Annotated in this window: 21 protein-coding genes and 2 tRNA genes; 9 read left to right on the top strand and 14 right to left on the bottom strand. The window is 65.0% G+C overall.

What is annotated here, in order from left to right; all coding sequences use genetic code 11:
• Nucleotides 1-140: 140 nt before the first annotated feature.
• Both M1D32_RS07215 and M1D32_RS07210 read right to left on the bottom strand, forming a co-directional pair.
• Nucleotides 141-1,370 (bottom strand): cysteine desulfurase family protein, encoded by a 1,230-nt coding sequence (locus tag M1D32_RS07215; protein WP_458781587.1) that lies wholly within the window; start codon nucleotides 1,368-1,370, stop codon nucleotides 141-143.
• A gap of 46 nt (nucleotides 1,371-1,416) precedes the next feature.
• Entirely contained in the window at nucleotides 1,417-2,082 is a 666-nt protein-coding gene (locus tag M1D32_RS07210; protein ID WP_458781586.1) for a helix-turn-helix transcriptional regulator, read from the bottom strand.
• 87 nt (nucleotides 2,083-2,169) lie between these two features.
• On the opposite strand from M1D32_RS07210, the gene M1D32_RS07205 reads away from it, so the two are divergent.
• The gene (locus M1D32_RS07205) at nucleotides 2,170-2,598 is read left to right on the top strand and encodes a hypothetical protein (protein WP_458781585.1); all 429 of its coding nucleotides are present in this window, start codon (nucleotides 2,170-2,172) and stop codon (nucleotides 2,596-2,598) included.
• Here M1D32_RS07205 and M1D32_RS07200 read toward each other — a convergent pair.
• The gene (locus M1D32_RS07200) at nucleotides 2,595-3,293 is read right to left on the bottom strand and encodes a hypothetical protein (RefSeq protein ID WP_458781584.1); all 699 of its coding nucleotides are present in this window, start codon (nucleotides 3,291-3,293) and stop codon (nucleotides 2,595-2,597) included. The two genes, M1D32_RS07205 and M1D32_RS07200, sit on opposite strands and share 4 nt — an antisense overlap.
• Nucleotides 3,294-3,496: 203 nt before the next feature.
• On the opposite strand from M1D32_RS07200, the gene M1D32_RS07195 reads away from it, so the two are divergent.
• From M1D32_RS07195 to M1D32_RS07180, 4 genes are all read left to right on the top strand, one after another.
• Nucleotides 3,497-4,441 (top strand): J domain-containing protein, encoded by a 945-nt coding sequence (locus tag M1D32_RS07195; protein WP_458781583.1) that lies wholly within the window; start codon nucleotides 3,497-3,499, stop codon nucleotides 4,439-4,441.
• A 22-nt stretch (nucleotides 4,442-4,463) separates the two neighbouring features.
• On the top strand, nucleotides 4,464-4,931 hold the full coding sequence (locus tag M1D32_RS07190; protein ID WP_458782124.1) for a tRNA (cytidine(34)-2'-O)-methyltransferase: 468 nt from the start codon (nucleotides 4,464-4,466) through the stop codon (nucleotides 4,929-4,931).
• A 231-nt stretch (nucleotides 4,932-5,162) separates the two neighbouring features.
• The gene (gene sigK, locus M1D32_RS07185) at nucleotides 5,163-5,771 is read left to right on the top strand and encodes an ECF RNA polymerase sigma factor SigK (protein ID WP_458781582.1); all 609 of its coding nucleotides are present in this window, start codon (nucleotides 5,163-5,165) and stop codon (nucleotides 5,769-5,771) included.
• A gap of 10 nt (nucleotides 5,772-5,781) precedes the next feature.
• Nucleotides 5,782-6,627, top strand: coding sequence for an anti-sigma factor (locus M1D32_RS07180; protein ID WP_458782123.1), 846 nt, complete (start codon nucleotides 5,782-5,784; stop codon nucleotides 6,625-6,627).
• Between the two features lie 81 nt (nucleotides 6,628-6,708).
• Here the strand turns inward: M1D32_RS07180 and M1D32_RS07175 are convergent, their stop codons facing one another.
• From M1D32_RS07175 to M1D32_RS07160, 4 genes are all read right to left on the bottom strand, one after another.
• Nucleotides 6,709-7,488 carry a PIG-L deacetylase family protein gene (locus M1D32_RS07175; RefSeq protein ID WP_458781581.1) on the bottom strand — a complete coding sequence of 260 codons (780 nt, stop codon included), beginning with the start codon at nucleotides 7,486-7,488 and terminating at the stop codon, nucleotides 6,709-6,711.
• A 3-nt stretch (nucleotides 7,489-7,491) separates the two neighbouring features.
• Nucleotides 7,492-8,445 carry an electron transfer flavoprotein subunit alpha/FixB family protein gene (locus tag M1D32_RS07170; protein WP_458781580.1) on the bottom strand — a complete coding sequence of 318 codons (954 nt, stop codon included), beginning with the start codon at nucleotides 8,443-8,445 and terminating at the stop codon, nucleotides 7,492-7,494.
• Between the two features lie 15 nt (nucleotides 8,446-8,460).
• Nucleotides 8,461-9,261 carry an electron transfer flavoprotein subunit beta/FixA family protein gene (locus tag M1D32_RS07165; protein ID WP_458782122.1) on the bottom strand — a complete coding sequence of 267 codons (801 nt, stop codon included), beginning with the start codon at nucleotides 9,259-9,261 and terminating at the stop codon, nucleotides 8,461-8,463.
• A 265-nt stretch (nucleotides 9,262-9,526) separates the two neighbouring features.
• Nucleotides 9,527-11,197 carry a S1C family serine protease gene (locus M1D32_RS07160; RefSeq protein ID WP_458781579.1) on the bottom strand — a complete coding sequence of 557 codons (1,671 nt, stop codon included), beginning with the start codon at nucleotides 11,195-11,197 and terminating at the stop codon, nucleotides 9,527-9,529.
• 287 nt (nucleotides 11,198-11,484) lie between these two features.
• Between M1D32_RS07160 and M1D32_RS07155 the strand changes: the two genes are divergently transcribed.
• The 3 genes from M1D32_RS07155 (at nucleotide 11,485) to M1D32_RS07145 (ending at nucleotide 15,961) form a co-directional block, all read left to right on the top strand.
• Nucleotides 11,485-13,533, top strand: a complete 2,049-nt coding sequence (locus tag M1D32_RS07155) for a TPM domain-containing protein (RefSeq protein ID WP_458781578.1) — start codon at nucleotides 11,485-11,487, stop codon at nucleotides 13,531-13,533.
• A 112-nt stretch (nucleotides 13,534-13,645) separates the two neighbouring features.
• On the top strand, nucleotides 13,646-14,437 hold the full coding sequence (locus tag M1D32_RS07150; RefSeq protein ID WP_458781577.1) for a PspA/IM30 family protein: 792 nt from the start codon (nucleotides 13,646-13,648) through the stop codon (nucleotides 14,435-14,437).
• Nucleotides 14,438-14,530: 93 nt separating this feature from the next.
• Nucleotides 14,531-15,961, top strand: coding sequence for a cryptochrome/photolyase family protein (locus M1D32_RS07145; protein WP_458781576.1), 1,431 nt, complete (start codon nucleotides 14,531-14,533; stop codon nucleotides 15,959-15,961).
• Between the two features lie 28 nt (nucleotides 15,962-15,989).
• On the opposite strand, the gene M1D32_RS07140 is transcribed toward M1D32_RS07145, so the two are convergent.
• The 5 genes from M1D32_RS07140 to M1D32_RS07120 all read right to left on the bottom strand — a co-directional run bounded on the left by M1D32_RS07140 (nucleotide 15,990) and on the right by M1D32_RS07120 (nucleotide 21,872).
• Entirely contained in the window at nucleotides 15,990-16,922 is a 933-nt protein-coding gene (locus tag M1D32_RS07140) for a cytochrome b/b6 domain-containing protein (protein ID WP_458781575.1), read from the bottom strand.
• A 139-nt stretch (nucleotides 16,923-17,061) separates the two neighbouring features.
• Nucleotides 17,062-17,138, bottom strand: a tRNA-Met gene (locus M1D32_RS07135).
• A gap of 164 nt (nucleotides 17,139-17,302) precedes the next feature.
• A tRNA-Met gene (locus M1D32_RS07130) sits at nucleotides 17,303-17,376 on the bottom strand.
• Between the two features lie 158 nt (nucleotides 17,377-17,534).
• Nucleotides 17,535-20,510, bottom strand: coding sequence for a UPF0182 family membrane protein (locus M1D32_RS07125; RefSeq protein WP_458782121.1), 2,976 nt, complete (start codon nucleotides 20,508-20,510; stop codon nucleotides 17,535-17,537).
• 150 nt (nucleotides 20,511-20,660) lie between these two features.
• Nucleotides 20,661-21,872, bottom strand: coding sequence for a YlbL family protein (locus tag M1D32_RS07120; protein WP_458781574.1), 1,212 nt, complete (start codon nucleotides 21,870-21,872; stop codon nucleotides 20,661-20,663).
• Between the two features lie 135 nt (nucleotides 21,873-22,007).
• Here M1D32_RS07120 and M1D32_RS07115 point away from each other — a divergent pair, with 135 nt between their 5' ends.
• Nucleotides 22,008-23,453 (top strand): zinc-dependent metalloprotease, encoded by a 1,446-nt coding sequence (locus M1D32_RS07115; RefSeq protein ID WP_458781573.1) that lies wholly within the window; start codon nucleotides 22,008-22,010, stop codon nucleotides 23,451-23,453.
• A gap of 6 nt (nucleotides 23,454-23,459) precedes the next feature.
• Here M1D32_RS07115 and M1D32_RS07110 read toward each other — a convergent pair whose 3' ends face one another.
• Both M1D32_RS07110 and M1D32_RS07105 read right to left on the bottom strand, forming a co-directional pair.
• A complete protein-coding gene (locus tag M1D32_RS07110) occupies nucleotides 23,460-24,074 on the bottom strand; it encodes a YgjP-like metallopeptidase domain-containing protein (protein ID WP_458781572.1) in 615 nt (204 codons plus the stop codon).
• Nucleotides 24,071-26,203 (bottom strand): ATP-dependent DNA helicase UvrD2, encoded by a 2,133-nt coding sequence (locus tag M1D32_RS07105; protein ID WP_458781571.1) that lies wholly within the window; start codon nucleotides 26,201-26,203, stop codon nucleotides 24,071-24,073. The genes M1D32_RS07110 and M1D32_RS07105 overlap by 4 nt, the downstream gene beginning before the upstream one ends.
• Nucleotides 26,204-26,214 lie beyond the last annotated feature (11 nt).

The raw sequence follows: 26,214 nt of genomic DNA, 5'->3' as shown, positions 1-26,214 counted from the left end.
GGCTCTCTGTTTGGGGGTGTTTCCGGCTCTTGGCCGCGTGGTGCCGGACGGTGCTGGCTGGACCTGCTGCCGAAAACGCAGGCAGGCTCCCGGGAAACGATCTTGGCCTATCTATTCTACGGCCTCTGGCAAATGCACGGTCAGCGGGCGCCCAAACCCTGCCGGGCAACGGTACCGGCCGTCTGGATGGAGGACTCGTGGCCGGCCATTCCAGCCTGCCGCGCCCGCGCGTAGGCATTGGGAAGGGCGGCCAGCAGCGCATCGACGTCCTCTGCCTTCGAGGAGTGCCCCAAGGTGAAGCGCTGGGCGCCGCGGGCTGTTTCCTCGTCCAGTCCCATCGCGAGCAGTACGTGCGAGGGCCGCGGCACCCCCGCGGTGCAGGCTGACCCGGTGGACGATTCCACACCGGCCAGGTCCAGGAGGAACAGCAGGGAGTCCCCTTCGCAGCCGGGGAAGGTGAAGTGGGCGTTGCCGGGGAGCCTGCCGGCGGCGGGTGCACCGCGCAGGACTGCTTCCGGTACCTGCCCGCGGACGCCGTCGATCAGGCGGTCGCGGAGTGCGGAGATGCGATCCGTTTCAGTGCCGAGGTTCGCGACGGCGGTTTCGGCCGCCGCAGCGAAGGCTGCGATCGAGGCGGTGTCCAGGGTGCCTGAGCGGACGTCCCGCTCCTGGCCTCCGCCATGCTGGACCGGGGTGAGTTTCACCGACCTTCCGAGCAGCAGGGCGCCCACCCCTACGGGTCCACCAATCTTGTGCCCGGAGACGGACATGGCATCCAGGCCTGATGCCTTAAAGTCAACCTGCAGCGATCCAAACGCCTGGACCGCATCGGAGTGGACAGGAACACCCACCGCATGCGCCAGTTCCACCACGCGCTCGACGGGCTGGATGGTTCCCACCTCATTGTTCGCCCACATCACGGTCACCAGGGCGATGGTGTCCGGGTCACGGGAAAGCTCAGTCTCCAGGAACGCCAGGTCCACCAACCCGTCGCCGTCCACCGGAAGCCAGGTGACCTCGGCGCCCTCGTGCCGCTCCAGCCACTCCACCGTGTCCATCACTGCATGGTGCTCGACGGCGGAACACAGGATGCGTCGACGCGCGGGGTTTTCGCCCACGCGGGACCAGTACAGGCCCTTGACGGCAAGGTTGTCAGATTCGGTGCCGCCGGACGTGAAAATCACCTCGGAGGGATGGGCGCCTGCCGCCGCGGCAAGGGCTTCGCGTGCATCTTCCACGGTGCGGCGTGCCCTGCGGCCGGAGCCGTGAAGGGAGGACGGATTTCCGGTGCGGGCAAGTTCACGCGTCAGGGCAGCCAATGCCTCGGGAGAAAGAGGGGTGGTGGCTGCATGGTCGAGGTAAACGGGCACCCTGTAATTCTAGCCGTCCCGCCCCCATAGGTCGGTGGCGCAGCGTTCAGGCCGGCGGCAGAATCCTTGCACAGCAGTGGCCGGGCAGGTCTGCAGGTGCCACACGGTCCGGGGAGTCGTCGAAACGGCTTGCGGCGCCCCTCAGGAAAGCACCATTCATGGTGCACACGACCCCCGGATGCCCGTCGGAAAGGCGGCGGAAAGGGCAGTTCGGCAGGAGGAAGCCGCCGTCGCCATCCGGCTCGGGGCGGTAGCCGGACTGCACGAGGAAGTCCTCCAGTGTCTCCGCCGTTTCAGCCAGGGCGCAGCCCTTCTGAAACGACTCGGCGGGCAGGGAATCGCCGACTGGCTCACCTCCGCTGGTGGACCGCTCGATCGCTGCTGCCATCAGCTCGCCGGCGAGGTCGTAGTTCCGGTCCGGCACTGACGCTCCGATTTCACCTGCCACAGGCCGGTACATCTTGGCCGGGCGGCCCGAGCCCGGTCCCGACTTCCCCGGCGGCTTGTGGAACTCAACCGCCAGCAGGCCGTCCTGCACCAGCCGGTCCAAGTGAAAGGAGACTGTGCTGCGGGGAATTCCGGTGGCACCGGCCACCTCGTCCCGGCCTACGGCCCTTGGGGAAGCCGCAACAAGCTCAAAGAGCTGGCGGCGCTTTTCATCACCAAGGGAGGCGAGTGCGGCCATCCGGCCCGCCCAGGAAAGTCTGTTCATCGCCCACCAATCCAAAGTCAAGATGTATTGATTATAGACCCTTCCGGATTCTAAAATAGCCTTACCTACTTTTAGAAGGAGTCAGCTGTGAAAACCACATCAGCACTGCGCACCAACGCCAGCACCACCGCGACCAGGGACCCAGCAAGGCAGGCCTTCCTGTTGCTGCGGACAGTTTTTACCGTCGCACCCATCGCCTTCGGACTGGACAAGTTCACGAATATCCTCGCGGACTGGACCATCTACCTCGCGCCGCAGGCCACAGCACTGGTGCCATTGCCCGCCCAAACCCTGATGTACGTCGTCGGGGTGGTGGAAATTGTTGCCGGCATTGCCGTAGCCGTCCGTCCGCAGTTCGGGTCGCTCCTCGTGGCCGCCTGGCTGGGCGGAATCATCCTCAACCTGCTGCTGCTCGGAGCCTTCTTCGACGTGGCACTTCGTGACTTCGGGCTGCTCGTTGGCGCCCTGGCCCTCAACCGGCTGTCCCGGCGGACCGGCAAGCCCTCCCGCAGCTAGGCCGAAGGCGGCAGCACCGGCAGGAACCTGGCCACGTCGTCCCGTGCCGCGGCCAGGGATGCCGGGTCCGGGCATGACACGGAAACGTAGACCGATGATTCCGCAGTGGCAAAAAGCCTGGCCAGCACCGCTGTAGCCCTGCCTCCTGCCGCGGCAGCCTGTTCCAGAACCAGCACTTCAACCGTGCGGCCCGGGGAGGAATCATCCCCTCCCCACCGCAGCGTCGCGGCTTTGAGGTAGTCCGGCAGGATCGTGGGATCCAGGTACTGGAACAGAGCCACAGTGGACTCGTGGTCCCCGCCCCGGGCCAGCACGGACTGGTTGGTCCGGACCTTTGCGGCCACCAGGCAGCCATCTGCCTTAAGATATTGGCTTTCGCCGGCAACATCGTCCTTCACCATCGTCCAGCCGGGCGCATCCTTCAGGCCGTCCGAGATGCCCACCGGTACTCCATGGGCCAGGATGCCACCGGCAGAGAAGGGCAGGTCCTGCGCCGCCACTGCCTCGGCGTCATGGCCCGGAGTGATGGTGGGCGTGGCAACCATCGGGGCGCTTTCCACGCGTTCCGGCGCCGCAGGGTCAGGTACGCCAACACTGCAGCCCCCGGTAAACACGGCACTCAGCGCGGCAGCGGCCAGCGGCACTCTTCCCGCACGAACCCTGCGGGCCCGGCCCGCCGTCGTCGGCTTTTCCATGCGAACCCCACTACATTCCCTGCCCGGCCCCCGCGGCCGTCATCCCCAAGAGTCTAAACGCCGTCCCTGCCCGTCCGAATGGGCAACAGGCGGGCGGCCGGGAACCCGCAACGCCGACACGATCGTTGTCAGGGCAAGGGCCGATAAGCTGGGCCGACAGGGCTGCCCCCGCGGACTGGCCATACCGACAGAAGGATGAGTGCTTGACCGAGAGCAGCTCGCATTATCAGGTGCTTCGTGTGGCGGTCACCGCCACCGAGAAGGAAATTAAGGTGGCCTATCGGCGCGCAGCCCGCGTTGCCCACCCCGACCACGGCGGGGACGCTGCCGCTTTCCGCCGGGTCACCAGCGCCTACGAAACCCTGATTGATCCGCAACGGAGGAAGGCCTACGACCGCTCCTACGCAGCCGGCACCGCCGGGGAAAACCAGGATTCGGAGCCACACTTTGACGCACCGGCGGCGGGCAGCCGGGCTTCGGCCACCGTGCACAGGACCGGCGGCAGCCGAAACACTGCCGGAGACCCTCCGGTCTACGTTCCGCCCTACGGTCCAGCGGACGGTGACATAGTTCCCCTGATACCGCTGGCTGAGGCAAGTCAGCAGATTCACGGCATGCCGCGGAAGCGCGGGATATTCGGGGCCGAAGCGCGGATCCAGCGCGAGATGCGCACTGTCCAGCTCCTGACCCGCCAGGTACTCCCCGCCATCCCGGCGGCGAGGCTCATCAACGGGCTCCAGTCACCGGCGGACAACAGCCACATCGATCACGCCGTGCTGTCCGGCTACCGGCTGGCGCTGATCGGCTCCATGCTTTTGCCCAAGGGCGCCTATGCGTGGGACGGGTGGACCCTGAACCACGGCGGACGCTCGGTTGCCCCGCCGCAGCTGGCGCACATAGTCCGTGCCATGCAGGACATTTTTCCGGAATTGAACGTCACCGGCTGGACGGTGGTGCACAGCCCGGGCGGGAATCTGCACGAGCCGGTGATCGACCAGCATCGCCGTTCGGCCGGCGCCCTGGAGACCGTCCGGATTGTGAATGCCGCGGGCATGGTCCGGGGCCTGAAGGAGTTCCTCGCGTCCGGTCCGGCTCCCAACACTGTCAACGTTCCTGTACTGGCCAGGTTGCTGCGCGGCATGCACTGACGGCGTTGACTAGGATGGGATGGTGTTCCGCATCCTCTTCCACGCCCCCGAAATTCCCGGCAATACCGGCAACGCCATCCGCCTTGCAGCCATCACCGGCGCTGAACTGCATCTGGTGGAGCCGTTGGGATTCGACTTCTCGGACGCGAAACTCCGCCGGGCGGGCCTCGATTACCACGACCTCGCCGTCGTCACCGTCCACAGGAGCATGGAAGACGCCTGGCAGCACCTTCAGCCGGAACGCGTCTATGCTTTTACATCGGACGGAACGGCCAGCTACACGGACATCGCCTACCAGCCGGGTGATGTCCTGATGTTCGGCCGGGAATCGGTGGGACTGCCACCGGAGCTGAAGACGGATCCCCACGTCACTGCCACTGTACGGCTGCCCATGCTGCCCGCGCTCCGCTCGCTCAACCTCGCCAACGCCGCCTCCATCGCTGTCTACGAAGCCTGGCGCCAGCAGGGATTCGCCGGCGCACGGATCTAGGCTCCGGGTCCGCTTTTTACGACCCGGCAGGATGCCGCGCCGGTGGACGCCGGTAAACAATACTGGCCCGGCCCATCCGCCTGCGCAGCTGCGCCGAATAACTCCTGAGAACAATCCACAGCGATCAAGGAGCGGCAGGTGACACTTCTCCGGGAAAGTTCCAGGCCAGGCCACCGCATCCCCGGCGGCACTGCTAAGGATTCATTCCCTGGAGACTTATGCTTGGTAGTAATGGAAACTCCCAACGCGCCTCATTCCGAGGCTCCGGCCACTGTGGCGGAAACGCCGGCCGACATCAGCCAGCGACTGGTTGCCCTGCTGCAGCAGATAGCCGAGGGCGACCGCGGGGCGTTCGCGGAGTTTTACCAACTGACGTCCCGGCGGGTCTACGGCATGGCGCGCAGGGTCCTGATTGACGCTGAGCTCAGCGAGGACACCACGCAGGAGGTATTTCTGCAGGTCTGGCAGAACGCGGCCAAGTTCGATCCGGCCGCCGGAAGCCCGCTCGCCTGGCTGATGACCATTTCACACCGGCGTGCGGTGGACAAGGTCCGATCGGCCCAGTCGGCCACCGACCGTGAAGCCCGCTATGGTGCCAGCACCCAGGACATTGACCACGACAGTGTGTCCGACGAAGTCGGAAGCAGGCTCGAGGCCGAGGCCGTGGTCCGGTGCCTTGGCACGCTGACCGGGACGCAGCAGGAATCGGTCCGCCTTGCCTACTACGGCGGGCTCACCTACCGGGAAGTCGCCGAACGCCTGAATGCAGCAGTTCCCACCATCAAGTCCCGCATCCGCGATGGACTGATCCGCTTGAAGACCTGCCTGGGGGTGAGTTGAAATGACCGAAATGAATAACGGACGCGGCGGCCGCCCGGGCGCCTTCGGCGATACCGTCTCTGCTGACCTCGCCTCCGGCCGGGCGGTGGACCTGGCCGAGCTGTATGCGCTGGATGCAGTGACGGACGACGAACGCCGCGCCATCGAGCAGTACGTTTCAACGGCACCGGCAGCGGAACGGGACTCCTTTTACGAACGCGTCCGCCAGTCCAGGGAAACACTGACGCGGACGTTTAGGGCGGAGGAAGAACCGCCAGCGGACCTGTTCGACCGGATCGTGGCCCAGTTGCCGGCCCAGGACGCGCGCCGGGATTTGGACGTACCCGCTCCTTCCGCCGCCTTCCAGGGTGCCGGGGAGGATTCCAAGGACGAACTCGCCAACGCCCGGCAGCGCCGGGAGGAACGGCGCCGTCCGGCCGGCGCGCGCCGCTGGCTCGCCGGAATTGCAGCGGCAGCAGCGATAGCCCTGGGCGGAGTGGGCGTTGGATCCTACCTTGCCGACCAGAACGACCCCCTGAACCAGGTGGTCCGGGCTGGGGACCTCCGGGAGGCATCGGTGGACGTCGCCGGCGGCGGTACCGCCACCGTCCAGATTTCCTCGTCCGAGGACGCAGCCGTTGTCAGGATGAAAGACGTCCCCGCCCCGCCCGAGGGCAAGGTCTACCAGATGTGGCTCATTCCCAAGGACGGTTCAGCACCTGTCTCGCAGGGGCTGATGGACGCGGAAGCACTCTCGAAGCCCGCAGTAGTGGAGGGCATCTCGTCTGCCGCCGCGCTCGGCATCACCGTTGAGCCCGTCGGTGGCTCCGAGTCCCCCACCCTGCCCACCGTCGCCGCCGCCCCCTTGGACGCGTAGAACGGGCCTGGCAAAGCACAAAAGCGCGCCGCGGTCTTCCGGAAGGAAAGCCGCGGGGCGCTTTTGCATGTTCGCCGGCGCCTAGAAGCCGGCGATGGTTCCGGGACCATTGACCGCCACTACATGGAACGCCTCGGCGCTGTGCCCGGCGGGAAGCCCGGCACGTGCAGCATTTACGTGCATGCCCTGGCGTACCGCTGATTCCATGGCCGCAACATCCGGGTGCTGGCTTACGTGGACATGGATGGCTTGAAGCTTGGCCTCCACATGCGGGGTGACATCCACGAAATGGTTTTCCCGTTCGTCCGGCCCCGCATACAGCCAGAGCCACGGGAGCTTGTACGCCTCCAGCCCGGCCTCGGCGAGTTCAGGGTAGGCAAACGGATTTTCCAAGGCCGGATAAACAGCGCGCGTGACGGCCTCCCCCACGGCAAGGTGGTCCGGATGGCTTTTCTGGATGCGCCGCCAGTTCCGTTCCGGATGCATGGCAAGCACGACGTCGGGACGAAGTTCGCGGATAAGCTTCACCACTCCCCGCATCACCTCGTGCGAGGGTTCGAGGTAGCCGTCACGCTGATGGAGGTAGTGGATGTCGGTCACCCCGACCAGTTCGGCAGCGCGGCGCTGTTCGCGGTCGCGCATGGCGATGATGTCCGCCCGGTGAGCCGGATCGAAACCGCCGGCGTCACCGTCGGTCATGATGCAGTAGCTGACCTGCACACCTGCAGCAGTCCAGGCCGCGATAGTGCCGGCAGCACCGAAATCAATATCGTCCGGGTGGGCCGCAAAACAGAGCACCCGTCCAATCCGGTCCGTGGCCGGGTTGGACGGGCTCTCCGCCTGCGCAGTCAAGGCAGCCAATAATCAGCCTTTACGCTTCTTGATCTCTGCCGTTGCCTGCGGGAGGACATCGAAGAGGTCTCCGACAATACCGAAGTCCGCGATCTCGAACACGGGCGATTCGGCGTCCTTGTTTACTGCGACGATGACCTTGGCGGTCTGCATGCCGGCCTTTTGCTGGATGGCACCGGAGATACCCGCGGAGATGTAGAGCTGCGGGGAAACGGTCTTGCCGGTCTGCCCCACCTGGGCGTCGTGGCTGATCCAACCGGCGTCGGTGGCTGCGCGTGAGGCTCCCACGGCCGCTCCCAGTGCGTCTGCGAGTTCCTCCACGGGTCCGAAGTCGCCGTCGAGGCCGCGTCCGCCGGCCACCACGATGCGGGCGTCGGTCAGGTCCGGGCGGCCGCTGGCGACCTTCTGTTCGCGGGCAGTGATCCGGGCCGCGGCTTCAGTACTGCCCACGGGCACGTCAACCGTGACGATTTCCGGCGTGGTGGGTGCGGCCGCCGGTTCCGGGACCACGTTATTGGCCTTGAGGGTCAGCACGGACACTGGCGTGGTGGTTTTGCACGCGGTGTTGTACGAACCGGCGAGGACGGACTTGTGCGCAGTTCCGTCAGCATCCACGGCGACAACGTCGGTGATAACACCGGCGTTGAGGCGGATTCCAAGGCGGGCGGCAATTTCCTTACCTTCGGGAGAATTGTCGAGCAGCACGATGGTGGCTCCGGTGCTCTGCGCTGCGGCCGCAAGGTAAGCGGCTTTGGGTGCCACGAGGTAGTCGTCAAGGTCCTGTGCGGAGGGGCGAAGGACAGCGCTGACGCCGTATTCGCCGAAGGCAGCCGTTACCTCGCTGTGCAGTTCCCCGTTGAGGGCAACAACGCTGTCCCCAAGGGAACGTGCCAGGGTCAGCAGTTCGAGGCTGCTCTTCTTGAGCCCGTTGCCGGGATTGTCAATGAAAACAAGTACTTTTGCCATTGTCGATGTTCCCTCTTAGAGCAGCTTCTGGGCGGTCAGGAAGTCAACCAGCTTGATGCCGGCGTCGCCTTCGTCGGTGATGATGGTGCCGGCGGTGCGCGGCGGCCGTTCCTCGGCGTTGGTCACTGTGGTCCACGAGCCGGCGTGCCCCACCTGGGCAGGATCCACTCCGATGTCGGCGAGGGACAAGGTGGTGATGGACTTGCGCTTGGCGGCGATGATGCCCTTGAAATTGGGGTACCGCGGCTCGTTGATCTGGTCCGTCACGGACACCAGCGCCGGGAGGGCGGCTTCTACGGTTTCGGAGCTCGTGTCCGCGTCGCGGCGGGCGACGAGCCGTCCGCCGTCCACCTCCAGGGTCGAAGCGAACGTAACCTGGGGAAGGCCAAGGCGTTCGGCCAGCTGCGCGGGCACCAGCGAGGTCTCGCCGTCGGTTGAGGCCATGCCGGTGATGATCAGGTCAACCGGCGCATCCTGGCCCAGGTACCGGACGGCTGCCGAAAGTGCCAGCGAGGTGGCTGCTGCGTCGGAGCCTGCCAAGGCCTCGTCGGTCAGGTGCACGCCCTCGGTGGCGCCCATCTGGAGGGACTTCTTGACGGAATTGACTGCACCGGCCGGACCCATGCTCAGGGCGATGACCTGGTTGCCTGCCTTGCTGCCGCCGCGGGCCTCGGCCAGCTGCAGTGCCGCCTCGAGTGCGTATTCATCCAGCTCGGACAGGATGCTTTCGTCACGGTCCGTCGTGTAGCCCTCCCCGTTGAGGTGACGGTCGAACTGGGCGTCCGGTACATGCTTGACCAGGACGATGATCTTCAATGTCTTCTCCACTGTATCGACAGCAGCCTTCCATGCTTGTGGACAGCCAGCCGGGTAGGGTCATGGCCGCGGAATGCCCGGCGTACGGGTAGCTCCTAGCTAACCATATAGGCGCACTCGTGCGCCGTCTTCCGTTAACGCCTGTGTCAGCCGGGCTGGACGGGGGCGCTGACTGACCGGCTGCAATGACGACGGCGGCATCCCCGCTTAAGGGGACGCCGCCGTCGGCGTTTGGTGATTCTTCGTACCTTCCCGACGCCTGCTGTCAGCTGGCTGCGGCGCCAAGGGTGACGTCGAGCGTTTGTTCCGCACCGTTGCGCAGGACAGTGATCTTGACCTTGGAGCCCGCGGGCTGCTCCCGCACTGCCGCCGTCAGCTGTTCCGGTTCACCGATAGCGAGGTCGTTGAACTTCGTAATAACGTCGCCTACCTTGATGCCTGCTTTCGCGGCAGCCGAATCGGGCTCAAGAGTGGCGACGTCCGCGCCCACCGAGAAACCGGAAGCGGCGCTCGACGCGGACTTCTTCTTGACGCTGACACCCAGTTGGCCGTGAGAGGCCTTGCCGGTGTCGATGATCTCCTGGGCCACCCGCTTGGCGTGGTTGATGGGGATGCTGAAGCCCACGCCGATGTTGCCGCTCGAGGAGGACAGCGAACCGGAGCCGGCTGATGCGATGGCCACGTTGACGCCGATGATTTCGCCGCTGCTGTTCACCAGGGCACCGCCCGAGTTGCCGGGGTTGATGGCGGCGTCCGTCTGGATCACGTTGATGGAGATTTCGCCCTGCTCCGCCGTTTGCTGGCTCTGGCCGCCGCCCGGAGGCGCGAACTGGAAACCGCCCTCGTCGTCGCCCTCAGCGTTGTCGCCCTCTTCAGGGGCGGCAGCCGAGGCGACGCTGATGGTCCTGTTGAGCGTTGAGACGATGCCATCCGTCACCGTCCCGGTCAGTCCCAGCGGCGAGCCGATCGCGATGGCCGTGTCCCCGACGTTGAGCTTGCCGGAGTCGCCCAGGGTGGCAGGGGTGAGGCCTGAGGCGTTGTCCACCTTGATGACAGCAAGGTCTGACAGCGGGTCGGTACCAACCAGCTTGGCGGTGAGCACCCTGCCATCGCTGGTGCGGACTTCGAGGGCGGCGTTGGCCGTCTGTCCGTCCAGGGTGACCACGTGGGTGTTGGTGAGGATATTGCCCTGGTCGTCCAGGATGATGCCTGAACCTGTACCGCCGGCGCCGTTGCTTGATGCGCTGATGGTCACCACACTGGGTGATGCCTTCAGGGCGGCCGCCGTTATGGCATTGACATCATCCTGGTTGTTGACGATGACCGTTCCGGGCTGGCTGTTGCTGGTGGTAGCGGCGCTGGAGCCCGCGCTGTCGAAAACCTCACCGCCCGCAACGGTCGCTACTCCGCCGCCCACCAGGCCGGCCGCGAGGATGCTGGCCACCAAGGTGCCGACACCAAACGAAGCCTTTTTGCGCGGGGCGTCCTTCCGGTTTGGAGCCAGCCCGGGATGGCCGCCGGGGGCGTTGTGCTGGCTTTGGCCGAAGTAGCCGTAGTGGGGCTGAGGCTCCTGGGGTCCATTCGACGGCTGGCTTGCATGCTGGCCGGAAGCAGATTGTCCGTAAAACGGCTGGTGCTGGGAATACGGCTGGCGCTGCGGGTACGCCGGGCGTGCTCCGGGAAGCTCCTGGGTGGGGTTATCCCCCGGGTTCCTCAGGTCCAGCTGCTCGGTAGGGTATTGGCGCTCAGTGGGGTATTGGCGCGGACCGGCAGCCTCGTTGACCCCGGGCGCCGTGGATCGTGAGGCCGCTGTGCCATCCGCGTCCTGAACCTCGCCAGGATTGTTCCCCGGCTGGGCTGAATGCTGCTGCCAGGAATCCTGCCGCCCCGGGCCGCGGTTTTCGGGAGAGGCACCGGGGGTGTGGTTCTCAGTCATGGGACTTCCTTTCATCCTCGTCTGAATTAACTATGGACTCCCTCCCTGTCACAAGCTCGGATGTTTGCTGAGAGCTTGCTGTGGACTTCTCCGAGGCCCTGTTGGTGCCCGTTCCGGGACGTTTCGCTGGTGGCATATTCCCCTCAATGGACGGCCTGTGAGGTGCACCATAGAATCAAGATGATTGCCACAGCGACCTGCGGCTACACACATGCGTGGGGGCGCTGCTGCATTCTGAGACGACCGGTTCGTCCCGAATCGGTGTCAGGCGTGCTGAAGGGTTGCACATGCGGTCAAAGTTCAAACGTATTCTCGCCGTGATCGGCCTCACCGGCCTGCTGGCGGCACCCGCCGCCGCGGCCTGGGCGGAGGATCCGGTCACCATTCCGTCCGGCCAGAACATCGTGGATAACGCGGATGTCCTCGGAAGCCGGAAGGGCGAAGTCCAGGAAGCGGTCCAGAAGCTCCTCAAGGACGACAAGTACAACCTTTACGTTGTCACCGTGGACACGTTCACCAACCCGACTGTCCCCGCAGACTGGGCCGCAGCCGTTGCAACAAAGAAGGGCATGGGCAGGTCCGACGCGATCCTCGCGATAGCCAAAGACGACGGCAAATTCAGCTTTGTCCTGAACTCTGCCAGCCCGATTAAGTCCAAACAGGGGGCCATCAGCCAGAACGCGGTTACGGCCAACCTGGCCGGTGGAAATCCCGATTTCGCCCAGGCAGCCATCGACACTGCAGCGGCGATCGGAGATGCCGCCGGTGGTGGCAGCGGCAACGTTCCTTCCGGTGAGGGAGCCGGGGCAGCCGTTCTGGTAGGAACGGGCGTGGTCGCCGCCGGCGGTGCCGGGGCGTACCTCTACTTCCGCAACAAACGCAAGAAGGCTGCCGTCCAGGCATCCAGCGCGAGCTATGGCCCGCAAGGCGCGGAAGTTGATCCGCTGGCTTCCCTCAGCGTAGAGGAGCTCCGCCGCAAGAGCGGTTCCCTCCTCATCGAGGCCGATGACGCCATCAAGTCCAGCGAGCAGGAACTTATGTTCGCCCAGGCACAATACGGCGACTCCGCCGTCGGCAACTTCACCAAGGCGCTGGAGGAAGCCAAAGGCCACATGACGGAATCGTTCAAGCTGCAGCAGCAGCTGGACGACCACATCCCGGATACAGAAGAGCAGCAGCGCACATGGCTGGGCGAAATTATCCGCCGCTCGGAAGCTGCACTGGCGTCGCTGCAGGAGCAGAAGGCGGACTTCGATTCCCTCCGCGAACTTGAGAAGAACGCCCCCCGGGCACTGGCAGCCGTCAATGCCGGTGCGCGCGAAGCCGATTCGAAAATCGCCAGCGCTGAGCAGTCACTCACTGCCCTCAGGGCCAAGTATGCCGAGAGCGCGCTGGCCCAGGTCTCGGACAATATCCTGCAGGCCAAGGAGCGGCTCGCCTTCGTCCAGAACGCCTCAGCCACTGCTGAGCAGAAGCTGGCAGAGGGCGAAGGAAGCCTGGCTGCTGTTGCTGTCCGCGCCGCAGAAGAGAGCCTGCACCAGACGAACGTCCTCATCGATGCAATCGCCAAGGTTTCCTCCAGCCTTGACGAGGCCCGGAGCGGACTTGAGGCGGCGGTAGTTGATACTTCCCAGGACCTTGCCCAGGCAAAGGCAATGATCCAGTCCGGCGCCCATCCCGGGCTTGCCGGACCGGTGGCGGCAGTTGAAGCTGCCCTGGCACAGGTCAGGTCCGAGATCCAGGGCGGAAAGATCGACCCCATCGCCACCCTGCAGCGCGTCGAAACGGCCCATCAGTCCCTCGACCAGTCACTCAGCGGCATCAGGGACCAGCAGGAACAGGCGCGCCGGGCTCAGGCATCACTCCAGCAGACCATCATGTCCGCCCAAGCCCAGATCAGTGCGACCTCCGACTACATCACTGCCCGCCGCGGCGGTGTGGGCACAGAAGCACGCACCCGGCTGGCGGAGTCGCAGCGCAACCTGGACTACGCCCTGTCCATCGCGCGCACCGACCCGGTCACGGCCCTTACCTACGCCCAGCAGGCACACGCACTCGCTGCACAGGCAGCCCAGCTGGCACAGGCCGACGTTGACCACTTCGATGGCTACGCCAACCAAGGCTACGGCCGCGGCGGCATGTTCGGTGGAGGCGGCGGCGGCGGGTTGGGCGGCGCCATCCTCGGCGGCATCCTGATCAACTCCATCCTCAACGGAGGCGGTGGCGGCGGCTGGGGTGGCGGCCACAGCGACGGCGGAGGATGGGGCGGCGGCGATTTCGGCGGCGGAGATTTTGGCGGCGGCGACTTCGGCGGAGGGGACTCCGGAAGTTTCTGACAGCCGGGGCCCAGGCTCCGCCCGTCGGAGCCTCCCCACTGCCGGATGGGCGCAGTACAACAACGTTCACTGATTTCAGTGGTCAACACAGAGCAGGACGAAAGGTAACACCATGGTTAAACAGTCCATTTTCGGCCGAGTCGCACAGCTGGCAAAGGCGAACATCAACTCCTTGCTGGACAATGCTGAGGATCCGCAGAAGATGCTGGACCAGATGGTCCGGGACTACACCAACAATATTGCCGAGGCGGAGTCCGCTGTCGCGCAGACCATCGGCAACCTCCGGATGCTCGAAGACGACTACAACGAGGACGTCAAGAACTCGCGCGACTGGGGAAACAAGGCCCTCGCCGCGTCGCGCAAGGCCGATGAATACCGCGCTAACGGCAACGTGGCTGACGCCGAAAAGTTTGACAACCTGGCCAAGGTGGCCCTGCAGCGCCAAATGGCGGCTGAGAACGAGGCCAAGGGTGCGGAGCCGAGCATCGCTTCCCAGCGCGAAGTGGTGGACAAGCTGAAGACCGGCCTGGACCAGATGAAGGGCAAACTCAACCAGCTGACCAGCAAGCGCAACGAGCTCGTTGCCCGGTCCAAAACCGCAGCTGCGCAGGCGCAGGTGCACGATGCGATCAAGAGCATCGACATCATGGACCCCACCAGCGAAGTGGGCCGCTTCGAAGAGAAGATCCGCCGTGAAGAGGCCAAGGTCCGCGGGCAGCAGGAACTCGCCTCGTCGAGCCTTGATGCCCAGTTCAACCAGCTTGAAGACCTCGGTGAGCAGGTTGAGATTGAGGCACGCCTGGCTGCGTTGAAGTCGGGTGGCACATCAAAGCCGGCCATCGGCGCCGCCGGCACTGCCGGAGCCGATGAGTCCGTAAGCGAAATCGACTACGACAAACTCTGACAAGCAGGCGGGGAGCACCCTCGCCAGGAACGCCAGGAAGGCCGGGGCCGCTGCCCCGGCCTTCCTGATGCCGGAGGTGTGTAGCGTGGTGGCATGGCTTCCTCCGACGCAACATCCCTCCTCTGGCTGCGGGACGACCTCCGACTTGACGATAACCCCGCGCTGACTGAGGCCGCAGCGCTGGGCCTGCCCCTGACCGTCCTCTTCATTTTGGACGAGGAGTCGGAGGGGATCAGGCCGTTGGGTGGAGCAACCCGGTGGTGGCTTCACCATTCCCTTGCAGCGCTGGCCGCCTCCTTGGAAAACAAAGGGTCGCGGCTGCTTCTCCGCCGCGGACCGGCGTCGGCTGTTATCAGGGAAGTGGCAGCCGAGACCGCTGCCACGAGCCTCTTTTGGAACCGGCGCTACGGGTTCCCCGAGCGCACCGTGGATGCCGAGGTAAAGGCGTGGGCCGACGATAACGGCATTCAGGCGTCCAGCCACCAGGCAAACCTCCTGTTCGAGCCCTGGACCATTCGCACCGGCGCCGGCGGCCCTTACAGGGTCTTCACGCCCTTCTGGCGTGCGTGCCTTGCCCGGGGCGAACTGCGGGAGCCGCACGACGTACCGCACCGCCTTCCCTCCCCCGCACTGGGAAGAGGAGGAGCACTTCCTGCCGGTGATGACCTGGACACCTGGCACCTCCTGCCACACTCCCCCGACTGGAGTGGGGGCCTTGCAGATACCTGGGAGCCAGGCGAAAAGGGCGCCCAGCTCCGCCTGGCTAATTTTCTGGACGGACCGGCCGAGGAATACGGCACCGGCCGGAACGTGCCGGGAGTGGAAGGTACCAGCCGGCTGTCGCCGCACTTGCGCTTCGGCGAGGTCAGTCCGTTCAGGGTGTGGAGCGAAATTCGGCACCGGTTTCCGGGCAAGGTACCGGCCGACGTCGGTGTCTTCCGTTCAGAGCTTGGCTGGCGGGAATTCTGCTGGCACCTTCTGCACACCAATCCCGAGCTCGCCACCCGCAACTACCGTCCGGAATTTGACCGCTTTGAGTGGCAGCCGCTCAGCAGTGGGGAGCTGAAGGCATGGCACCAGGGGCGCACCGGTTATCCCCTGGTTGACGCCGGAATGCGGCAGCTGTGGCAGACAGGCTGGATGCATAACCGCGTTCGGATGGCGGCCGCATCATTCCTGGTAAAAAATCTCTTGGCGGACTGGCGCATCGGCGAGCTGTGGTTCTGGGACACCCTCGTGGACGCGGACGCGGCCAGCAACCCTGCCAACTGGCAATGGGTGGCAGGGTCCGGAGCCGATGCGTCGCCCTACTTCCGCATCTTCAACCCGGTGACGCAGAGCAGGAAATTCGATTCCGCGGGCGTCTACCTGCGCCAGTTCATCCCGGAACTTGCCGGCCTCGACGGTAAGGCCATCCATGAGCCGTGGAAAGCCGCCGAAGTCACCGGGTACCCGGAGCCGGTCGTTGGGCTGCCGGAGTCACGCGAGAGGGCTTTGGACACCTACAGCAGGCTCAAGGACTAACGGGCTGCAGCGCGGGCCCTGCGGCCTCTTATCGGCTGACCTTGCCCATCAGGGACGCTATGGGCCGCAGGAAGATGGGGCGGGCCAGGAACCAGGCCGCCACCATGACCACAACCGAAGCCAGGAAAACCCAGAACCCGAACCAGCCGTCGTCGTCCCGTACTCCATACATGTGGTTGAGGTTGCGCAGCGCTCCCGTGGCGAGCACCAGGAAGACGTGCACCGCGATGAAGGCAACAAAGTAGATCATCACCGGGAAGTGGACGGCCCGGGCCCATTCGATCGGGTAGGCCTTGTTGAGGCCGGTGGCTTTCTTTGGCCACGCAGACGACATCCGCAGGCCTGTAATGAAGGCCAGCGGCGCCGCGATGAAGACCGTGACGAAGTAGGAGAGCAACTGCAGAGCGTTGTAGTTCACCCAGCCGTTTTCCGTAGGCCAGTTCAGGGACGCATACTGCAGGGCAGCCGAGAGCGCGTTGGGAAAGACGTCCCAGCTGGTTGGAACAATGCGCATCCACTGCCCGGTAGCGAACAGCAGGACCGCGAACACCAGGCCGTTGAGGATCCACAGGGCATCCAAAGTGAGGTGGAACCACAGTTCAAGGCTGATCTTGGTGGGAGGGTTCTTCGTCTTGATCAGGCCCTTGTTGTTGCGGGTCCAGTGTCCGCTGGGGCGCGTGGTGGTGCGCACCTGCCAGCCGGTGCGGATGATCAGGAGCAGGAAGAAGGCGTTCAGGAAGTGCTGCCATGCAAGCCAGGCCGGAAAGCCAACCGGCGCTTCTGCCGGCAGCTCTGAGTGGCCCGGATAGTCCGCCACGAATGACGCGACGGCGGGCAGGCCCATCAGCCACTTGGCGATCAACACCACGAGGACCAGCGCCGCAAGAACGGCGGGCACACCCCAATAGAGTCGGGACCGCTTGCCCGCGGCAGTGCCGGGCTTCTTCGTGGGTGTGGACATCGAGCAACATTCCTCTCGAGAATGACTGGCGAAGTGCTCACAATCTGTGAGGCTCTGCGAAAGAGAATACTAGGAACTACCGGCATTCAAGGAAAAAAGAAGACCCCGCCCGGCTTGTCTGCCGGTCGGGGCCTTCTCATGGTTGCGGGGACAGGATTTGAACCTGTGACCTCTGGGTTATGAGCCCAGCGAGCTACCGAACTGCTCCACCCCGCGTCGCAGAATCAACACTACCCTATTTCGGCGGCGGGCTTTTACACGGCTGCGTCAGCGCCCTTTCCGTCCCGAAAACCGGGCTCGACTTCCGTCCCGAAAACCGGGCTCGACGCTTAAACCAAAAAGTCCCGGACACTGTTTCCAGTGTCCGGGACTTCCGTCAGTTGCGGGGACAGGATTTGAACCTGTGACCTCTGGGTTATGAGCCCAGCGAGCTACCGAACTGCTCCACCCCGCGTCGCAAGAACTACTTTACCGGCCGGTGAACAGCAGGCCAAATCGAGAAGGCGTGATCTCCGTCTCGCCGGTCCGGCACCCGCTCCAGGTGGAACGGGTGCCGGGTGCCGCCGTCGTGATCAGCTGCTGGGTGGTCAGCCAGCGGTTAGCTGCTGGCTGCTAGCTGCTGGGAGACGGCGAAGGCGTGGCTTCAGGTGTCGCCGTGGAGGCCGGAGCGGGAGTTGCCTCGGGAGCGGCAACCGGAATCTTGTTCTCTGCGTCCAGTGCGCGCTGGAGGGCCGCTGAGATACGCTTCTGCGCCTCGCCGTAGGCTGCGAAGTCGCCGGCGGCGAGGGCGGCCTGCCCTGCCTGGATGGCGGCGTTTGCCTCATCCAGCGCCGCCCGCAGTTCAGCCTTGGCATCCGCTCCACCCGGTGCAGGCGGAGCAGCCGGATCTGTGGGTGTCTGGCCGTTGTTGCCGGAGTCGCCCGCAGCCGCCCCCGAGTCCCCGCCGAAGAGCTGCTTCAGCGCTTCGTCAAGCGTCGGGGCGAACCCAACCTTGTCACCAAAAGCCACCAGGACGCGCTGCAGCGTGGGGTAGGACGTTTCGCCGGTGGACTTCAGGTACACCGGCTGGACATAGAGGATGCCTCCGCCGACAGGGAGCGTGAGCAGGTTGCCGTTCAGGACGTCAGAGGCACCCTGGCGGAGCAGGTTAAGGGCCTGCGAAACCGTGGGATCAGAGTTGAACTTGTTCTGCGCCTGGCCCGGGCCGGGGACCTGGATCTCCGGTGGGATCTGCAGCAACCGCAGCTTGCCGTAACTCTCGGCCTTCACACCCGCCTGGTTGCCGGCGTCGGAATCGGCGGCCAGGAAGCCGTAGAGGACGTTGCGCGCGTTTCCATTGACAATCTGCGGAATGAACGACGACGTCAGCTGGAAAGCAGGCTTGTCCTGGTCCGGCATCTGCAGCGACATGTAGAACGGCGGCTGCTTGACGTCATTGGTCGAATCGACCGTGGGGTCGTTCGGCACGCTCCAGGCGTCCTTCGTCTGGTAGAAGCTGGAGGGGTCCGTCACGTGGTACTCGCCCAGCAGCTGGCGCTGGACCTTGAAGAGGTCCTCGGGGTACCGGACGTGGCTCATAACATCACCGGACATTTCCGAATAAGGCTTCAGCGACGTGGGGAACACTTTTTGCCAGGACTTCAGCAGCGGGTCCTGGTCGTCCCAGGCGTACAGGGTGACCGAGCCGTCGTAGGCGTCCACCGTGGCCTTCACCGAGTTCCGGATGTAGTTGACGGTGCTGTTCGGCAGGGCGACTGCACGGCCGGAAGTGGTCTGGGAATCAGCCGTGGCGTCTGAGAGCTGCTCCTGCTGCGAGTACGGGTAGTACTGGCTGGTGGTGTAGCCGTCCACGATCCACTTCACCCGGCCGTCGACCACTGCGGGGTAGGCGTTGCCGTCCACGGTCAGGTAGGGGGCCACCTTCTCTACGCGCTCACGCGGGTTGCGTTCGTACAGGATCTGCGATTCCGGGTTGACGCCGTCGGAGAGCAGCAGGTCCGAGGACTGGAACTTGATGGAGTACAGCACCCTGTTGAAGAAGGTACCTACGTTCGGTCCGCCGTTGCCTTCGAAGGTGTACTGCGTCTCACCCTCACCTGACGGCCTGTCCTGCTCGCGGGGCGGAGCACCGTCCGGTGCACCCACGATCGAGTAGTCCGGAGAGTACTCGCCAAAGTAGATCCGCGGCTCGTAGCTGGAGTCATCCCCCAGCACACCGGTAGAGGGAATGCCTGATTGCAGGAACTCCGGCTTGCCGTCAACGGTGAACTTGTTGCCCTTGGCTGCCACCACGCCGTAGCCGTGGGTGTACACAACGTGCTGGTTGAGCCAGCCCTGCTGGTTTGTTTGCACATTGGTGGGGTTCAGCTCGCGGACGGCGATAACGGTGTCCTGGATCTGCCCGTCCACCTCATAGCGGTCAACGTTGAGGGACTCCGGGAACCGGTAGTACGGACGGTACTGTTCCAGCTGCGAGAACGCGTCCGAGATCAGGTTCGGGTCCAGCAGCCTGATGTTTGCCGTGGTCTGGGCATCTGGCGCCAGCGCGCCTGTGCTGGCGGTGTTGGTGGCGTCGTAACGGTCCACCTGGATGGCATCCAGTCCGTAGGCAGCGCGCGTGTTGTCGATGTTGCGCTGGATGAACTCCTTTTCCAGCGTCTCTTCCGATGGGCGTACCTGGAACTGCTGGATCACCCAGGGGTAGACGCCACCGGCCAGGATGGACGTGATGACGAGCATCGCCGTGCCGATCACAGGCAGGCGCCACCGGCCGATGACGGCGGCCACGATGAACAGGATGGCCACAAGTGCCGCCGCCACCGCAAGGATGGACTTGGTGGGGATCACGGCGTTCACGTCCGTGTACAGGGCACCCGCCCAGCGTCCGTTGTTGCTCTGGACCGCCGAATAGCGGTCAAGCCAGAAGTTGATGCCCAGGAGGACCAGGAAGGCGGCACCGGTCACGGCGATATGGATCTGAGCCGCGCGGCTGGTGAAGACGCCCCGTTCCATCAACCGGATACTGCCGTAGAGGTAATGGGTCAGGATGCCTGCGATGCCCGCAATCACCACCACGCTGATCAGGAACCCGGTCACGAAGCCGAGGAACGGCAGCGTCATCAGGTAGAAGCTGATGTCCAGATCGAACTCGGGATCCGTTTTTCCGAAGGGTTCCTGGTTGAAGAAGAGAAGGACCCTCTGCCACTGGCTTGAGGCGGCGCTTCCGGCGAAGAGGCCGAACAGGACCGGCAGGCCCACCATAACCACCCGGCGGACAGGTTCCAGTTGTGCCTGGTACCTGTTGAGGTTGTCGCGGATTTCCGAGTCCGGGGCGTAGACCGGCCGGGACTGGTACGCGATGCGGATGGCGAAGAAGACCGCAAGGAACATGATGGCGAACCCGGCGGCGAAGATCCCGATCCGGGCCAGGTTCTCGGTGACGAACACTTCGATGAAGCCGAGCTGCCGGTACCAGAGGACATCAGTCCAGACGTTGGCAAAGAAGATGAAGCCCACAACCACCAGGGCAACAACAATCAGGGTGGGCGTCAGCGCGCCGCGTCTTGAAGGGGGTTTACCTGTGGACATGGTGCTGGCAGGACGGGACAAACTCGGTACCTCATAGCTGGTCGTCAGATTATTCGAAGCGTGCGTGCGAGCGACGTACTCACCGGTCAAACGCTGGTTTCGTCCGTCTTAATTGCCACGAGTGGCGGTAATGCTTAGTTCCTGCCCAGTCTAGTTGGTTGTGCACGCCGGCAGGCGGGCTGTGTCCCCACCGGAACCGGCGAGCTCGACGGCGCGCCGGGCCTCCGTGAGATTTTCAACCTTGACCACCTGGAGACCGTCGGGAATACGGCCCACCACCTCCCCGCAGTTGGCAGCGGGAGCGAGGAACAGGGTGGCTCCCCCGGACCTTGCGCCGAGCATCTTCTGCCCGATGCCGCCGATCGGCCCCACCTGGCCGTCGGGAGATATGGTTCCAGTGCCGGCCACGTGTTTTCCTCCTGTGAGGTCCCCCGGAGTGACGGTGTCGATGATGCCCAGCGAGAACATCAGTCCCGCACTGGGGCCGCCCACTTTTTCGAGCGAAATCTCCACGTCGAAGGGGAAGGTGAACAGGTACTTGAGCATGACGCCCAGGATGAAGCGCCCCGAACCGTTGTCCTTCGGCGTAATCAGCTGGGTGACCTCCCGGCCGTCGCGTTCCAGCAGCACCGTGGCGGGCGCACCCTTGCCTGCCGCCAGTTCCTCCTGAATGACGGCGAGGGAGGTAATTTCCCGGCCGTTGATTGTCTTGAGGATGTCCCCCTGCTCAATCTTCCCTGCAGCGGCAGAACCCTCGGAGAGGCCTGCTGCCTGAAGCTGCTGCCCGAAGGGAATGTCCAGCTCATTGAGGGCCGAGGCGACCGCGTTCTCCTGGGATGTGGTCATCGCCACTGAACTTTGCTCTTGGGCCTCTTCTTTGGTGGTGCCCGTGGGGTAGATCAATTCCTGGGGGTACACAGCCTTTGAAGGGTCGAGCCAGGCGGAGAAAACGCGCAGGATGCTCACAGGGCTGCTCGGGCCTCCGCTGACGTAGACAGTGGTCAGGTCGAGGTTGCCCGCCGCCGGATAGGATTCCCGCCCCGTGACTTTGATGACCGGGCTCCCCTGGCTCTGTCCAAGGGTGTTGTAGGTGGGGCCGGGTGTTTCGACGACGTAGGGAACCGGCAGGGTCCCCACCGCGATTCCAAGTCCCAGGGCCGCTACCCCCGCCACCATCATCGCCGAGACTTTCCTGTCCCGGCGCGCGGGACCGGCGAAGGATATTGCATCATCCCCTGGCACGGAGGCCTCGGCAGCCGCGGGCGCGCCCGCTTCAGGGCCGCCTGATTTCCCATGCCTGGGACCGGAAGGGAGCTCGGCAGCGTGGTCCTCGGAGGGGTGGCCGCCACGGGTTGTAGTCACTGAATCAACACTACGCGGTGCCGGCAGGCGGAGTTCTTTGCCTACAGCGAACGGTAACGCAGTCCGGCAGACAGCCGACCACCGCCGGGGTACCGTGAAGGTTGATCAACAGTCACACCGACGATCGGCGGGATCATGACCTCCAACCCACTCAATCCGTCCAACGGCGACGACACCCCCAAGGACCCGTTGGCAGAGATGCTGCAAAACCTGATGGGCGGCAAGGGGATGGAGAATTTCGACCCTGCCGAGCTGGCAAAGGCTGCCGGCCTGCCCAACGACCCCAACCTCCTGGCCCAGATGTTCTCCCAGGTCCAGGCCATGATGAGCGCACCGTCCGAGGGCCCGGTTAACTGGAAGCTGGCCCACGAGAACGCGCGCCGGGTAGCGGCCGGCAGCGCGGATCCCTCCGTCACCTCACAGCAGTCCCGCGAAGTGGATGAGGCGCTGCGGCTTGCTGAACTGTGGCTCGACCCCGTCACCGATCTTCCCGCTACCGGCCTGATCGGCCGCGCATGGTCCCGTGCGGAATGGGTGGAGGCAACCCTTGGCACCTGGAAGAGGCTGACCGAGCCGGTCGCCAACAGCATCGCCAATGCGCTCTCGTCCGCCATGACGGAGCAGATGCCTGAAGAGATGAAGTCGATGATGGGCGGAGCCTCGTCGATGCTCCAGAATATGGGCGGCGCAATCTTCGGCATGCAGCTGGGGCAGGCCATCGGCGCCCTCTCCACGGACGTGGTCAGCTCCACCGATATCGGAGTGCCCCTGGCTGACCTTGAGATGGCCCTGCTGCCTATCAACGTCGCCGCTTTCGGCGAAGGGCTTTCCCTGCCCGAGAACGACATCCGGCTCTTCCTTGCTGTCCGCGAAGCCGCCCACGCCCGGCTTTTTGTCCAGGTTCCCTGGCTGCGGGGACACCTGCTGGGCGCCATCGAGGCCTACGCGCGGGGCATCCATATCGATACCTCCCGCATTGAGGAACTGGCGCGGGACCTTGATCCCAGCAACCCGGAAGGCATCCAGGAAGCCCTTTCGCAGGGCGTATTTATGCCCCAGCGGACGCCCGCCCAGGACCAGGCCCTCGAGAAGCTGGAAACGGCGCTCGCGCTGGTGGAGGGGTGGGTGGACGAACTCACTGCTGCGGCCACCGAAAAGGTTCTTCCGTCAGCGGGTGCCCTTCGGGAAACCGTCCGCCGCCGCCGTGCAACCGGTGGGCCGGCCGAACACGCATTCGCTTCGCTCGTCGGTCTGGAATTGCGGCCCCGCCGCCTGCGCGATGCTGCCACGCTGTGGGCCACGCTGAAAGAGGAACGCGGCATTGAAGGCCGCGACGCCATCTGGCACCATCCCGACCTGCTGCCCACCGCGGAGGACCTGGACGATCCCCGCGGGTTCAGTGGACGCCGGAAACTGGCCGAAGCCAGCGACACCGAGGTGGACGACGCCCTGCAGAAGCTGCTAAGTGGCGGGTTTGACGACGCCCCGTCCCGAGGAAACGAAGACAGCGACGGCGGGCAGGACGGGAAGCCGGTTGAGGGCCCGGATGCTGATGGGCAGGACGGCGGGCCGAAAAGCTAAGCCGGGCTAGTCGGCGTCGTCCGTCCAGCGCTCCCCGCCTGGCCCGATGGCACCGGCACCGTCCCCCGTTTTGCTGCCCGGAAGGCCGCGTGCCATGGCATAGGAAACGCCTTCAAGAAATGCCTTCGCCCGCGCGGTTTCCGGGTAGGCCGCCAGCAGTTTCCAGAACGCCGCATTGTGGCTGGCTACCAGGAGGTGGGCGAGTTCATGCAGCAGTACATAATCAACGACCCACTGGGGCATGGGGCGGAGCTTGTCCGAGAGGCGGATAGTGCCGTCCGCAGGGGTTGCCGACCCCCACCGTGAGCTCTGGTTGCTGACCCAGCGTACCGACGACGGCACGGCCTTTCCGCCGAGGTACATCTCGGAGAGCCGGGCCGCGTGGGCGGCCAGGGCGGTATCCGAGGCAGGGCGCTTCCTGCCGGAAGCTGTACGCCGCTCCCCCTGCCGGTGCAGCCTGGCCAGCATTCGCTGGACCCATTCCTTTTCCTGGGCTGCCGTGAACCGCGCCGGGATGGCCACCACGGCCGTGCCGTTCTCCCAGAACGCCGCAACGGTCCGGGTCCGGCGGGCCGAGCGCCGCACCTCGACCGGGGCGCCGCCCTCGGTAGTGGTGATCATAGCGAAGTGCTTTCCACCAGGACCCGCAGAACGTCCTCCCCGTAGCGTTCCAGCTTTGACGGTCCCACTCCGGCCAGCGCCGCAAGTTCTTCCAGGGAGGACGGCCGGGCTTCGGCAATGGCTGTAAGCGTTGCGTCGGTGAACACCACGAAGGCGGGAACGTCGGCGGACAGCGCCACCTCACGCCGCCAAGTCCGCAGAGCGTCAAAGGTCTGTTCCTCATAGCTCGGCGGACAGGCGTTGCACCGCCCCACCTTGCGCTCCGCACCCGTGGCAAGCATGCTGCCGCAGACCCTGCAGACAGCCGGGGCGGCTGCCTTGCGGCGGGGTGCGGGCCCCTTGCCCCTGATATTCGAGCCGGCGACGGAATCCGGGCGCAGGCCGTCCAGGAACCTGGAGGGCTTGCGGTTGGCCCGGCCGCCGGGAGTCCGGGCCGTGGACCAGGACAGTGAAAGGTGTTCGCGGGCGCGGGTAATGCCGACGTAGAGGAGCCGCCGTTCCTCATCCACGGATTCCGGAGAGTCGGCAAAGGAGATGGGCATGAGGCCTTCGCTGAGGCCCACCAGGAACACCGCATCCCATTCCAGGCCCTTGGCGGCATGCAGCGAGGCGAGGGTGACGCCCTGCACTGTGGGTGCATGCTGGGCCAGCGAACGCTCCTGGAGTTCGTTGACGAAGTCGCCCAGGCCAAACTCCGGTCCCCGGGTCTGCACGAGTTCGTCGGCGAGGGCCACCAGCGCCGCGAGGGATTCCCAGCGTTCACGGAGCGCACCGCCGTTGTGGGGTGCCGCTTCCGTATAGCCAAGGGAGGCAACGATATCCCTGACCAGCTGGCCCAGCGGTTCCGGCGACTCCGCCGAGACTGCCCGGGTGGCTGCCCGCAGCTGAAGGATGGCGTCGCGTACTTCCTTGCGGGCAAAGAAGCGCTCTCCGCCGCGCAGCTGGTAGCCGATGCCGGCGGCAGCCAGGGCCTGTTCATACGCCTCGGACTGCCCGTTGGTGCGGAACAGCACAGCCACCTCGCTGGCCGGAGTTCCGGCGTCGAGCAATGCCTTGATCCTTTGCGCCACGGTGGCAGCTTCCGCTTCATCGTCAGAGCACTCGGTGAATTGGGGGGCGGGCCCGGCAGGCCGCTGGGCAACGAGCTGGAGCGGCGCGGCCCAGGCGGCGTCCGCGGCAGGTCCACCGCTCCGCCTGCCGGCGAGGAGATCGTTGGCGAGCTTTACCACTTGCGGCGTGGAGCGGTAGTCCCTGATCAGTTTCATCACGTTCGCCTGCGGATAGCGGGCCTTGAACTCCAGGAGGTGCTTCGGGGAGGCTCCCGTGAACGAATAGATGGTCTGGCTGGCGTCCCCGACGACGCACAGCTCATCCCGGCCTCCCAGCCACAGTTCAAGGAGCCTTTGCTGCAGCGGGGAGACGTCCTGGTACTCGTCCACGACAAAGTGCCGGTACTGCTCGCGGACGGTGGCGGCGACCTTCTCGTCCTCCTGCAGGATGCCCACCGTGATCAGGAGGACGTCCTCAAAGTCGATGACATTGCGGTCCGTCTTGACGTCCTCATAGGACTGGAAGACCCGGGCGACAGCAGTGAGGTCGAAACCGCCAGGAGTTCCCCGGTCCTGGGCGTTTTCCAGGTAGTTGGCGGGTGTCAGCATGGACACTTTGGCCCACTCAATTTCCGAAGCAAGATCACGGATTGAGGCCCTGTCCGTGCTCAATCGAAGCCGGCGGGCTGCCTCAGCGAGCATTTGGGCCTTGTGGTCCAGCAGGTTGGGCAGTGTCCCGCCCACAGCCTGTGGCCAGAAAAACTGCAGCTGGCGCAGTGCTGCTGCGTGGAATGTCCGGGCCTGGACGTTGCCTGCGCCAAGGTCCCGCAGCCGGCTGCGCATTTCCGCCGCCGCACGGGCAGTAAACGTCACGGCCAGGAGGCGCTGGGGAGTGTAGACACCAGAGTGCACGCCATAGGCGATGCGGTGGGTGATGGCCCGGGTCTTTCCCGTGCCGGCGCCGGCCAGGACGCACAGCGGGCCGTTGAGCGTGCTGGCGACCTCGCGCTGCTCGGCGTCCAGGCCGCCCAGGATCCGGTCCTCCAGGGACGCTGCGCCGTCAAAATTTTCTGTAGTCATTTTGCTGCTTT

The sequence above is a fragment of the Arthrobacter sp. D3-16 genome, from assembly GCF_054408515.1.
This window is presented reverse-complemented; position numbering and strand designations above follow the sequence as displayed.

Excerpts from the sequence above, each read along its gene's own strand:
- M1D32_RS07155 (WP_458781578.1), top strand. The coding sequence starts at position 11,485 with ATGCGGTCAAAGTTCAAACGTATTCTCGCCGTGATCGGCCTCACCGGC.
- M1D32_RS07105 (WP_458781571.1), bottom strand. The coding sequence starts at position 26,203 with ATGACTACAGAAAATTTTGACGGCGCAGCGTCCCTGGAGGACCGGATC.
- sigK (WP_458781582.1), top strand. The coding sequence starts at position 5,163 with ATGGAAACTCCCAACGCGCCTCATTCCGAGGCTCCGGCCACTGTGGCG.
- M1D32_RS07115 (WP_458781573.1), top strand. The coding sequence starts at position 22,008 with ATGACCTCCAACCCACTCAATCCGTCCAACGGCGACGACACCCCCAAG.
- M1D32_RS07140 (WP_458781575.1), bottom strand. The coding sequence starts at position 16,922 with ATGTCCACACCCACGAAGAAGCCCGGCACTGCCGCGGGCAAGCGGTCC.
- M1D32_RS07180 (WP_458782123.1), top strand. The coding sequence starts at position 5,782 with ATGAATAACGGACGCGGCGGCCGCCCGGGCGCCTTCGGCGATACCGTC.
- M1D32_RS07150 (WP_458781577.1), top strand. The coding sequence starts at position 13,646 with ATGGTTAAACAGTCCATTTTCGGCCGAGTCGCACAGCTGGCAAAGGCG.
- M1D32_RS07125 (WP_458782121.1), bottom strand. The coding sequence starts at position 20,510 with ATGTCCACAGGTAAACCCCCTTCAAGACGCGGCGCGCTGACGCCCACC.
- M1D32_RS07210 (WP_458781586.1), bottom strand. The coding sequence starts at position 2,082 with ATGAACAGACTTTCCTGGGCGGGCCGGATGGCCGCACTCGCCTCCCTT.
- M1D32_RS07160 (WP_458781579.1), bottom strand. The coding sequence starts at position 11,197 with ATGACTGAGAACCACACCCCCGGTGCCTCTCCCGAAAACCGCGGCCCG.
- M1D32_RS07110 (WP_458781572.1), bottom strand. The coding sequence starts at position 24,074 with ATGATCACCACTACCGAGGGCGGCGCCCCGGTCGAGGTGCGGCGCTCG.
- M1D32_RS07200 (WP_458781584.1), bottom strand. The coding sequence starts at position 3,293 with ATGGAAAAGCCGACGACGGCGGGCCGGGCCCGCAGGGTTCGTGCGGGA.
- M1D32_RS07170 (WP_458781580.1), bottom strand. The coding sequence starts at position 8,445 with ATGGCAAAAGTACTTGTTTTCATTGACAATCCCGGCAACGGGCTCAAG.
- M1D32_RS07145 (WP_458781576.1), top strand. The coding sequence starts at position 14,531 with ATGGCTTCCTCCGACGCAACATCCCTCCTCTGGCTGCGGGACGACCTC.